Annotated in this window: 7 protein-coding genes; 4 read left to right on the forward strand and 3 right to left on the reverse strand. The window is 70.4% G+C overall.

Annotation, left to right across the window (positions count from 1 at the left end; translation table 11 throughout):
* Positions 1-21 precede the first annotated feature (21 nt).
* The 3 genes from LXT23_RS25470 to LXT23_RS25480 all read left to right on the forward strand — a co-directional run bounded on the left by LXT23_RS25470 (position 22) and on the right by LXT23_RS25480 (position 4,167).
* Positions 22-2,850: a fused MFS/spermidine synthase gene (locus LXT23_RS25470; RefSeq protein WP_253982885.1), complete on the forward strand. Its 2,829-nt coding sequence runs from the start codon at positions 22-24 to the stop codon at positions 2,848-2,850.
* Positions 2,851-3,015: 165 nt separating this feature from the next.
* Positions 3,016-3,270, forward strand: a complete 255-nt coding sequence (locus LXT23_RS25475; RefSeq protein WP_253982886.1) for a hypothetical protein — start codon at positions 3,016-3,018, stop codon at positions 3,268-3,270.
* 135 nt (positions 3,271-3,405) lie between these two features.
* The gene (locus LXT23_RS25480; RefSeq protein WP_253982887.1) at positions 3,406-4,167 is read left to right on the forward strand and encodes a MerR family transcriptional regulator; all 762 of its coding nucleotides are present in this window, start codon (positions 3,406-3,408) and stop codon (positions 4,165-4,167) included.
* A gap of 12 nt (positions 4,168-4,179) precedes the next feature.
* Here LXT23_RS25480 and LXT23_RS25485 read toward each other — a convergent pair whose 3' ends face one another.
* The 3 genes from LXT23_RS25485 to LXT23_RS25495 form a co-directional block, all read right to left on the reverse strand.
* On the reverse strand, positions 4,180-6,417 hold the full coding sequence (locus tag LXT23_RS25485; protein ID WP_253982888.1) for a YfhO family protein: 2,238 nt from the start codon (positions 6,415-6,417) through the stop codon (positions 4,180-4,182).
* Complete coding sequence (locus LXT23_RS25490; RefSeq protein WP_253982889.1) at positions 6,414-7,910, reverse strand: hypothetical protein; 1,497 nt, start codon at positions 7,908-7,910, stop codon at positions 6,414-6,416. The genes LXT23_RS25485 and LXT23_RS25490 overlap by 4 nt, the downstream gene beginning before the upstream one ends.
* A gap of 74 nt (positions 7,911-7,984) precedes the next feature.
* On the reverse strand, positions 7,985-10,039 hold the full coding sequence (locus tag LXT23_RS25495) for a fused MFS/spermidine synthase (protein WP_253982890.1): 2,055 nt from the start codon (positions 10,037-10,039) through the stop codon (positions 7,985-7,987).
* A 728-nt stretch (positions 10,040-10,767) separates the two neighbouring features.
* Here LXT23_RS25495 and LXT23_RS25500 point away from each other — a divergent pair.
* Entirely contained in the window at positions 10,768-11,613 is an 846-nt protein-coding gene (locus LXT23_RS25500; protein ID WP_253982891.1) for a TolB-like translocation protein, read from the forward strand.
* Positions 11,614-11,622: the final 9 nt, after the last annotated feature.

The raw sequence follows: 11,622 nt of genomic DNA on the forward strand, positions 1-11,622 counted from the left end.
GCACGTCTTCCGAAGAACCTTGTGGCGGCTCTGCTGTTCCTGTCAGGCGCCACGGCGCTCGTCTACGAGCTCGTCTGGTCCAAGTACCTCGGGAACGTCCTGGGGAACAGCGGACAGGCGCATGCCGTGGTGCTCGCCACCTTCATGGGTGGCCTGGCGCTCGGGGCCTTTGTCTTTGGCAAGACAGCCGACCGGGTGAAGAGCCCCCTGGCCCTGTACGGCTTCCTGGAGCTGGGCGTGGCCCTGTACGCCCTGGCCTTCCCGTACGTGCTGGACGCCCTGGGGGCGCTCTGGCTAGCGCTCGCCCCCCTGTTCCCGGAAGGGGGACGGGTGGCGCCCCGGTTGCTGATTGCCTCGCTCTCCCTGGTGGTGCCCACGCTGCTGATGGGCGGCACGCTGCCGGCGCTGGTGCGGCACTTCGCCTCCAGCCTGGCGGGCGTCCAGAAGGAGCTGGCGCGGCTGTACGCCGTCAACAGCCTGGGCGCGGCGCTGGGCGTGTTCCTCGCGGGCACCAAGCTGGTGCCGTCGGTGGGCCTGGCGGCGTCCGCGCAGGGCGCCGCGGCCATCAACGTGCTGCTGGCCCTGGCGGCGCTGGCGCTGGCGCGGCAGCACCCGCCGTCGCTGGCCCCGGGCCAGGCGGCACCCGACGTGGAGGGTGGGGCGGAGGTGGCCTACCCCCGGGCGGCGGTGCGCGCGGCCCTCCTCGGCGTGGCGCTGTCGGGCTTCACGTCCATGCTGTACCAGGTGACGTGGATCCGCCTGCTGTCCATCGTCCTGGGCGCCTCCACCTATGCCTTCACCCTCATCCTGACCGCGTTCATCCTGGGCATCGGCCTGGGCAGCTTCTGGCTGATGACGCGCGACGGGAAGGAAGACTCGCTGCGGCTGTACGCGCGGATGCAGGTGGCGCTGGTGGTGAGCCTCTGCGTGGCGCTGCCGCTGTACGTGCGGCTGCCGTACTACTTCCGCCAGGCGAGCTGGATGCTGAACCGGACGCTGGATGCGTGGCCCCTGTACCAGCTGGCCACCTTCGGCTTCTGCTGTCTGGTGCTGCTGATTCCCACCTTCTTCATGGGCGCGGCCTTCCCCGCGGCGGCGCGCGTGGCCACGGCGAAGGTGTCCGAGGTGGGCCGGCAGCTGGGCGGCGTGTACCTGTGGAACACGGTGGGCACCATCAGCGGCTCGGTGCTGGGCGGCATGGTGCTGATGCCGTGGTGGGGCATGGAGGGCAACTTCGTGGCGGGCGCGGTGGTCAACCTCCTCGCCGCGGGCCTGGCCTACGCCGCCGTCCCGGGCCGCCCGAAGAGTCCCGCCCGCGCCTTCTGGCCGGTGGGGGCCGCCGCCGCCATGGCCCTGGTGGTGCTGGGCAGCATGAGCGGCTGGGCCATTCGGCTGAGCAGCATCACCTCGCCGCGCGTGCGCCAGCCGGCGGAGAGCTACGAGCAGCTGGTGGCGGTCGCCGCCAAGGACACCGTCCCCGTCTTCTACGAGGACGACACCTTCGCCACGGTGCTGGTCGGCGACAGCCCGGGCAGCCACCGGTTCATGAAGATCAACGGCAAGGTGGACGCCTCCACCGGCAGCGACGTGGAGACGCAGGTGGTGGCCGGCCACCTGGGCGTGCTCCTGCACCCGCGAGAGCCGAAGAACGTTCTGGTGGTGGGCGCGGGCGCCGCCATCACCGCTGGCAGCGTGCTGGCGCACCCCATCGAGCGGATGGACCTGGTCGAAATCTCCCCGTCCGTCATCGACGCGGCGCGCCTGTTCAAGGAGGCCAACCGCAATGCCATCGACGACCCGCGCACGCGGGTGACGGTGGACGACGCCAAGACGTTCATGGCGCTGGCGCCGGTGAAGTACGACCTGGTCATCAGCGTGCCCTCCAACCCGTGGGTGGCCGGTGTGTCCGGCCTCTTCACCCAGGACTTCTTCCGGACGGTGGACCGGCACCTGGCGGACGACGGCGTGCTGGTGCAGTGGATTCACACCTACGAGAACCAGGAGGAGCTCATCCAGCTGGTGGTGCGCACGCTGCGCGACACCTTCCCGCACGCCACCACGTGGCTGGGGCCGTATGACCTGGTGCTGGTGGCCAGCCGCAAGCCGCTGACCTTCGACGCGCGGCAGGTGGCCGAGCGCATGGCCCGCCCGGACGCGAAGGCGGACCTGGCGCGGGTGGACATCCACGACGTCTTCGCGCTCCTGTCCAAGCAGGTGCACAGCCAGGAGGGGCAGCTGGAGTTCGCCGGCAAGGGCCCCATCAACACCGACGACCACAACCTGCTGGAGTACGCGTCGCCCATCGCCTTCTTCCTGGCGGAGCAGGACCGCTACCGCGACGAGCGGCGCTCCCCGGAGGGCGGCTCGCGGCTGTTCATCCACGACTACGTGCGCGAGCACCCGCCCACCGCGGAGCAGCTGGAGCGGCTGTACCGCAACATGTCCCGCTACCACCGGGGGGATGATCCGCTGGTGCGCGGCGTGGCGGCGCGGTGGCACGAGGTGGCCCCGGACAGCCGGGACGCGGCGGTGGCGCTGGCGAAGGCGGCGCTGGCCATGGACGACGTGACGCTGGCGGCCTCGCTGCTGGAGGCGGAGGTGGCCAAGGGCGGCCGCGAGCCCGCGCTCATCGCCGCGTACCTGGACATGGCCACCGACCGCCTGTGGAACACCCGCACGGTGTGGACGGCCACGGAGGCCGACAAGGCGCTGGCCCTGGGCCAGGAGGTGTCCGCCGCCCACCCGCAGGACGCCGCGCTGACGCGGGCGCTCGGGGCCCTCTGCAAGGCCCTCCCGGCCGGCCGGTGCACCCCGTCCAGACCCTCCGTCGCGGCCCCGGAAGCCCCCTGAAAAGGCCGCCGGATCTCTCACGAATTCGCTAAATTGCCGGAATCGCTAAGGATTCCGGGCATCCTCCCGATGACGGATGGAGCCGGGGCGGGGATCCATCTAGGGTGCTTTCAACCCTGAGCAGTCAGGGTTCGCTTCCTCGCCCGAAACCCCCTGGAGACGCTCATGAAGACGCTTCCCAAGAAGAACCTGCGCAAGGCCCGTGGTCAGGGCATGACCGAGTACATCATCATCGTTGCCCTCATCGCGATCGCCGCCATCGGCGTCATCACGCTGTTCGGCGACAACATCCGCAAGCTGTTCGGCGCCTCCGCCGCGGCCCTGGCCGGTAACGCCAACGTGAAGAACGACGGCGTCAGCTCCAACGAGACGCTGAACAAGAAGACGATGAAGAACTTCGGCGAGAACAACGCCTACTAGTTCGTCGTCCGCTGCCAAGGCAGCACTCGAGGGGGGCACCGAGCTTCGGCCGGGCCCCCCTTCGTATTTTCCGGCGCAGGGGGTTGACCCTCACGCGACGTGAGACCCTACACCTCACTTCCGAGGTGGAGGGATATGGCTCTTACAGTCAGCCAGGTGGCCCGCCTGGCGAAGGTCAGTGTCCGGGCGTTGCACCACTACGACGAGCTTGGCCTGCTGCGCCCTTCGGAGCGCAGCGAGGCCGGTTACCGGCTGTACACCCAGGGGGACCTGCAGCGGCTGCAGCAGGTGCTCTTCTTCCGGGAGCTGGGTTTCCCGTTGGAGGAGATTCGTCGCATCCTGGGAGATCCCTCCTTCGACCTCCGCTCCGCCTTGCTGATGCAGCGGCAGTTGCTGTCCGAACGGTCCGCACGGCTGGACGCGCTACTGGGCGCCGTGGATTCGGCGCTGGAAGCACTGGAGAAGGGGAAGACCATGGACCAGGAGAAGATGTTCGAGGCGTTCGGCGACTTCGACCCGTCGAAGTACGAGGCGGAGGTGAAGGAGCGCTGGGGCGAGACGGAGGCGTACAAGGAGTCCGCCCGCCGGGCGGCGCGCTACACGAAGCAGGACTGGCAGGGCATGAAGGCGGAGCTGGACGGCCTCCAGAAGGGGCTGGCGGAGCTGCTCGGCGCGGGGCGCCCGCCCACGGACGCGGCCGCGATGGACCTGGTCGAGGCGTGGCGGCAGCACATCTCGAAGTGGTTCTACCCGTGCTCGTACGTCATGCACCGGGGGCTGGGCGAGATGTACGTGAGCGACTCGCGCTTCATGGAGAACATCGACCGGGTGCGGCCGGGGCTCGCGCAGTTCACCCGTGACGCCATCATCGCCAACGCGGAGCGGCACGGCGAGTAGGTGTCGCCACGCTCAGGCGCGGCGGCGGCGGCCGCGCAAGCCGATGAGCCCCACCACGGCGAGCCCCGCCCATCCGAAGAGGGACAGGGCGAGGCCGACGCGGAAGCTCAGGGGCCGGTAGTCGAACCGCACGCGGTGGGCGTTTGGTGAGACGCGCACCGCGCGCACTGCGAGGTTCGCGCGGTGGAGGGGGACTTCCTTCCCGTCCACCGTCGCGAGCCAGCCGGGGTAGTGCGTGTCCGTGACGACGAGGTAGCTCTCGTCACAGGCGCTCACGTCCAGCTCCAGGTGCTGGGCTCCGCTGCTCACGATGCGCACGGTGCCCTCGCACTCGGGCCTGTCCAGCGGCTCCCCGGAGGCGAGGAATGCGATATCCCGGAAGGGCTGGTCCTCGTCGAGCACCGCCTCCAGGGCCTCCTGGTCCGTCACCCGGCGGGCCTGCTGCACGAGGAAGGCGCGGGGCAGGGCGGTGCGTGAGCGGGACAGCGTGGTGCCGTCGTCGGCCCGGTGCAGCAGCTCCAGGTCCTCGAAGGGCGGCGGGCCCCGGCGCACGTAGTGGGTGACGCCGGCCAGGTCATAGACGCTGCGCTCTCCGGCGAGATTGAAGTACGGGGAGAAGCGCGGCTCGGGAGCGCCGTAGCCCTCCAGCGCCGTCAGGCGCTCCTCCACGAAGCGGTTGGGGGTGAGCCGGTCCAGGCTGTGCTCGAGCGTCCTCGACTCCCCGTCCTTCTCCGGTTCCTTCGGGCCCTCGATGTCCGCGCTGATGCGGCCCTCGAAGGGGGAGGGGAAGAAGGGGCTCAGGGCGAAGGGACGAACGAACGTCTCGGCGAGCGTGTAGTCGGGGACCTTCAGCAGCAGGTGCGCCCCCGCCAGCTCCAGCACCACGAGCGCCGCCAGCCCGTGTCTCACGCGACGGGGCCTCGCGAGGGACGCGGGCATCAGGAGCACTACGAGAACGGCCAGCCCGAGCACGAAGGGCACCCAGGGCGCGCCGGCCTCGGCGTAGGTGCGCAGGGGCAGGCTGCGGACCACCGGCCCGCACGCGGCGATGGCCACGCCCACGCCCACGAGGCCCACCGCCGCGCGCCGGAGCGAGGGCGTGACGCGTCGGGCGAGCCGTCCCGCGAGGTCCAGGCCGAAGGCGGAGAGCACCGAGATGCAGAAGGCCGCGCCCACGAAGTACTTCGCGGGGAAGCGGAAGAGGGAGAAGGGCGGCACCTCCTGGAGGAACCACGCCGCCGGCGGGAAGTGGCGCCCCAGGCTCAGCGACACGAGGAGCAGGGCGCCCACCGCGAAGGGGTTGGCGCGACGGGGCCCGCCAATGCCCCCAAGGACGGCGAGCGCGCAGGGCAGCGCGCCGACGAAGAGGGTGAGCAGGAACCACTGGTCCCCGCCCCAGTACGGGCCGCGCGGCAGGTCCGCGAGCGGCCAGAAGGCAGCCAGCACCTGGTGCCCGGACATGGACCAGTCGAGCTGCCCGGACCAGTCGCCGCCCGAACGCACCGAGTGCTGCGCGAACTCCGCCGCGGGCAGCAACGCCACCGCCGCGAGCACCGCCGCCACCGCGAGCCCCGACGCGACGCGGACCATCGCCGTGCCGCGCGCCCGGACGTTCGCGCTCCGCCCCATCCCCGCGACCAGCACCGCGAGCAGCCCCTGCCACAGCGTCGTCTCCGGCGAGCCCACGACGAGCGACAGCGCGGTGTACACCGCCAGCCGGACCCAGGGCGCCCGCCCCCGGGCGTGCACCACGTCATGCGCGGCGCCCAGGATGAAGCCGCTCCAGGCCGCCGCATCGACGACGTTCTCCTGGATGCCCAGGTCCGTCATCAGCGGCGACAGGCCGAACATCGCGCCCGCCACCAGCGACGCGGGCCACGAGGCGCGCAGCCGGCGGGCCAGGAGGAACACGCCCACCGCCGCGAGCGCGACGTGCGCGACGTGCAGCACCGTCATCGACGCGATGGGGCCGGCCAGCAGCACCGCCACCCAGCGCGGCGGGTAGTACACCTGCGAGTAGAGCGTGGCGGCGAAGGGCTGCCCCAGGCGCAGGTAGGGGTTCCACAGCGGGACTTCGCCCGCGCGCAGCGACTCCAGCAGGAAGGCCGAGTCCGGGAAGAAGATGCGGAACACGTCCCGGCCCGCGAGCAGGTGCCCTCGCAGCACGGGGCTGTACACGAAGGCGAGCATCGCCAGCAGGCCGGCGCAGGTGAGGAGCACCCGCGTCCTCTGGGTTCTTGCCAGGCTCATGGCCGGCCCGTCGCCTGGGAGCGCTCGCGGACCCAGAGCACGTAGCCGCTGTCCCGGCTCAGCTCGCGCCAGCCGCCGCGCGCGCGGAGCCGGTCGAGCAGGATGTTGCCGGGGTTCTCCTCCTCCCAGAGGAGGTAGTCCGGGTCATACCGCGTGAGGACCTCCTCCCAGCCGGGCTCGCCCCACAGGAGCTTGTCGTGGTCCTCGTGGACCGACATGGGGAACGGGTCGTTGCGGCTGTCGATGAAGACCTTGTAGTCCGGCCCGGCGAAGTACGAGATGGGCCCGCCGATGACGAACCCGTTGAGCACCTTGCCCGGCGGCAGCGTGCGCAGCGTGGCCAGCGCCGTAAGGGGGATGGTCGAGCGCCGCACGCCCTGCTCGACGGGCGTCGGGTGCAGGGCATGGACCGCCGTGAGCATGACCAGCAACAGCGCGGGCCACAGGCCACCCCGGGCCCCGGCGCTCCAGCGGGCCACGGCGTCGTCGAGCCGGCTCCAGAAGCGCCGGAGGGGGCCCGGCGTCCCGGTGACGGTCCGGGCCGCGGCGGCATGCTCCAGCAGCACGAGCGCCAGGAGCACGGCGGCGAAGGGCGCATGGCGCTGCACCTTGATGGCGGCCACGCCCAGCACGGCGGCGGGCAGGAGGCTGGCCACGCTGCGCTTCGACGCCGCGCCCACGGCGAACAGGGGGGCGCCCGCCAGCGCGAGGTAGGCCCAGCTCGAGCCCGCGTTCAGGTCGATGGGCCGCCACTCGACGATGGTCTGCGTGGAGGGCAGCAGCGAGTGGTGCAGGGGATAGAGGTAGATGTTCGGCCCATCCGGTCCCAGGCCCGCGCCGAGGAAGGCGGCCACGCAGAAGGCGAGGGCGCGCACGGCACGGCGCCGGGACTCGGGGCCCGGCGAGTCCAGCGCGGCGCCCACGGCGGTGGAGCCGAGGAGGGCGGGCCCCAGCAGCCAGCTCCCGTGCAGGTTGGCCCACGCCACGCCCAGAAAGGGGAAGACCCAGAGGACGCGGTCATTGCCAGCGCGCCAGGACTGGACGCACAGCACCGCGACGGTGAAGAGCAGGTGGCCCACGTGGTAGGGCCGCTCCTGGGGCCAGGTGGGGGCGTGCACCACGAGGATGGCGCCCAGGGCGGCCAGGGCGAGCAGCCCCCTGTGGCCGGACGCGGCGCGGCCCAGGGCCTTCCACAAGAGCAGCAGGTTGGCGGAGACCAGCGCGGCGACGAGCAGCGCGGGGCCGGCGGCGCCCAGCCAGCGCAGCAACATCACGCACAGCACCCCGAAGCCCCACTCATGGGGAACCCAGCCGGCGGTGCCCGTGACGCTGAAGGGGTCCACGCGGCTGAAGCCATGCTCCAGGACGAAACGGCCCCCTGCGAGGTGGAAGAAGAGGTCGAAGTTCTTGAGCGGCGACATCCCCAGCCGCGCGGCGAGCACCAACGCGATGAGGGCCGCCGGCCCGGGGAGGAGGAGGGACCGCATCCGCATGAGGGGCGCAGGCTATCGCGCTTCGCGCGCCGCGCTAAGCAAGGACCGCTCGGCGGGCCTCCCGAGGGACGGCGTCAGCGCAGGGCCTGGAGGAGGTTGACATAGTCATCCGTCCAGACCCTGCGTGACAGGAGGTCCTCGGTGGCCCGGACCTGGGTCCACCCGAGCCGGTCCTCCAGCCAGCGGGCCTGGTCCGGGCTGGTGGTGAGGGCGAACCAGCGGCTCGGGGACTGGCCCCGGGCCAGCGCCTCCTCGCTCAGTACCTCGTCCCCGCTGAGCGCGGAGTGCAGGCCGAGCGAGGCTCCCAGCCGGGTGAGGACCGGGGCCAGGTCGAACAGCCGGCTGGAGATGTGGAAGAGCAGGAGCCCCCCGGGCCGGAGCTTGCGCAGGTACAGGCCGAGCGCCTCCTGCGTCAGGAGGTGAGTGGGGACGAAGTCGCTGGAGAAGGCGTCCAGGATGATGACGTCGTACGCCTGGTCCTCCGCCTCCTGCATCCGCAGCCGGGCGTCACCTGTGATGACCCGCACCGTGGCGGCGCTGCTCGAAAGCAGGGTGAAGTGGCTGCGCGCCAGCCGCTCCACCTCCGGGTCCAGCTCGTAGAAGTCCCAGCGCTCACCCTCGCGGCCGTACGCGGCGAGGCTTCCGATGCCGAGCCCCACGGCGCCGACCCGCTGAAGCGGGGGAGCGGCGGTGAGCACCCGGCCCACCGGCGAGCCCCGGTGGTAGTACAGGAGCGGCTCTCCCCGCGCCTCGGCATCCAGCCTCTCGATGCCATGGACCGTGCTGCCATGCTGGAAGTGGCGCAGCCCGTTCTCGTCCTTCACGGTGTAGAGCCCGTAGAACGTCCGCGAGCCATCGACCCGGCTGTGCAGGAGCTTCACCGCGGCGAGCGCCAGGATGCCGGCCATGACCACCGCCGTGCCCCCCGCCATCAGCGGCGCGAGCCGGTGCCGGGCCTCGCCTCGCGCTTGAAGGGCGGCATCCCGCGCGGCGAGCGCCGCGAGGACGAGCAGCCCCGCGATGCCATAGTCTACGTACGCCATGGCCAGCGAGCCCAGCAGCAGCGGCACGCCCAGGACGATGAGCGCCGTGCCCAGCCAGCCGCCCACCGACATGTGGAGGTAGTACGAGCCCAGCAGGCGCGGCTCTTCCGGCCGGCAGCGCGCGAGGTTGGCGTGCAGCAGCAGGCAGCCCACCCACAACACCGAGCCGTGGAGCGCGAGCGAGGGCAGCACCGACTGCACTCGCGCCAGCGCGGCGACCGCCGCCCCTCCCGCGACCAGGAGCCCCGCGATGCACAGGCGATTGAGGCCGGTTGCCGTCAGCGGCTTGCGCGCGAAGCAGATGATGAGCGTGAGCAGATACAGCGTGAGCGGGACGATCCACAGCAGCGGCATGGACGCGTCCAGCGTCAGGACGTTGGTCACCGCCATCAGCAAGGCATTTGCGCCCGCGGCGAGCAGGAGCCAGGCGAGCCGCGAGGCCCCGGCCGCCCGGGTCGCGGACGTGGGAACGCCGGCGTCCACCATGGGAGGGGACGTGGCGGCAGCCGCCTCCGCGGGCCGCACGGTCCGGATGCACAGGGCGGTGAGCAGCACGAAGGCGGCATAGGCCGTGTACCAGACGGTGAGCTGGGTGGTCGTGTCGAGCGCCGGCTCCACGAGGAAGGGGAAGGTCAGCATCGCCAGCAGCGCGCCGGCGTTGGACGTGCCGTAGAGGAAGGCCGGGTCGCTCCGGGACGGGTGGTCCGTGCGGGTCAGCCACGCCTGCGCCACGAGGCTCGTGGTGGACAGGGCCAGGAAGGGCCAGCCGAGCGACAGCGCCAGCGTCACCAGGATGGCCCCGATGGGGTGCAGCTCCACGCTCCGCAAGTGGAAGGGGAACGTCACCGCTGGGAGCAGCACGAAGGCCAGGTGGGCCCAGCGGTAGCGCCCGGCCAGTACGAGCGGCGAGAGCCGGCTCGCGTACAGGTAACCGAGGAGCAGGACGCCCTGGTAGAACATCATGCACGTCGTCCACACCGCCGCGCTGCTCCCGTACTCGGGCAGCAGCAGGCGCGCGACGATGAGCTCCACCTGGAACAGCAGGAACGAGCCCAGGAAGACGAGCAGCCGGAAGAGCAGGCTCACGGGTGGAATCGGAAGTCGGGCGGGCGCGTCCATGCGTGCTCGGAACCATGACAGAGCCTCGCCCGTCTCTTCCAGCCGCGTTCCGCGCGTCCCCTGACTGCACCCCTCGTGTCGGCTCCTTCCAGTCGGTCTGGACCCACGGGCGGGCTTCAGTGCCGTACCGGCCGCCCTCAGCGACACCGCGACTGGAGCTGCGGCGTGGCGGAGCAGGAATGCCTCATGGAAAATTGAAATCGCATACGAACTTCATGCAATCGAGTGGCGGGTTGAGTTGTGTCTTGTGGATTTCCAACAGTCCAGTTACTGACATTCGATGCAGGACGCCGTTCCTCGTCAGGAGTGGGCATGGGCTCTCGATACGTAGTGCCGCTGGGATTGCTTGTGATGCTCATGGCGTCAGGTTGCAACGAGCCTCCGTCGCCAGGGGAGCCGAGCGCGCCCGTGGGGCAAGTCTTCGGGGAGCACCGCCAGGCGCGGGCCGCGGAGCGTACGAAGCAGGTAGGTGAAGCGTGTACCGGGGCAGGGCAGTCGGACTGTCTGTCGGGAGTATGTCTTCATACGAAGCCCGACCCTGGCGAAGGGTTCATCTGCTCCAAGGCATGTGAGGAAGACGCCGCCTGCCCTGACAGCTGGCGGTGTGGCGCGGTACATCCGGGACCGGGGGCCTCGTTCTGTATCCCTCCTGCTGACTGGACTCCTCGCGCTGCCAGGATGCCTGGGGGAAGCCAGTGATCGCAGGCGCTCTCGTTCTCGCACTGCTGTCGGCGGCTCCTGTTTCAGGCGAACGTTACCTTGCATTTGGCGGGGCGGATGGCTGGGTGGTGTTGGAAGTCCACTCCAGAAAGCCAGAGCGGCTCCGCCTCCCTGCCCCCTACCGAGCGCGGACGCTGGCCATCTCGACCAATGGTCAGCATGTCGTCTTTACCGCTCATGACGAGGCTGCTCGGAATGACCTTCTGTATCGCTGGGACTGGCGAACGGGAGGGCGTCCTGTCCGTATCGGGGCCGAGGAGGGGTTCCACGCGGATCCCGCCATCAGTCCCGACGGGAAGTGGGTCTACTTCGCCCATCATCCCAGAATGGGTGGCCCGCCGGGGCGTCATCAGCCAAAAGCCAACGCGCAGCTCTACCGTGTACGACTCGACGGTCTCGAGTTGACGGCGCTGAGCAACGAGCAGGGATGTCACCTCAGCCCGTCATTCCGGCCGGATGGCGAGCTCGTCTATGTCCATACCCTCTGCAGCGTCACGCAGAAGAGCTTGCGGCTGATGAAGAACGGAGTCGTGCAGCCGGAGGTTCTTGCCTCCGAAGAGCTGAATGAACCGTCATTCTCACCTGATGGTCGGCGGCTGGTCTTCGTTTCGCGGGTCGGTCCACAAGTCCTGCTCAAGGAGTGGACATCACTCAAGCGGCCGGCGCGCGTCCTGCACAGGTTCCAGCTCGTAGAGGACGGGCGGGCTCGCGCCCAGTATGGCGCTGATGCAAGAGAGCTGTTCTTCCAGGATGAGAACGCCGTCATGAGGCTTTCCGGTTCGACCGTGACCCGCATCTTTGCTTTCGGAGATGTGCCATGAGATGGATTT

The organism is Pyxidicoccus xibeiensis, from assembly GCF_024198175.1.
Taxonomy (GTDB): Bacteria; Myxococcota; Myxococcia; order Myxococcales; family Myxococcaceae; genus Myxococcus; species Myxococcus xibeiensis.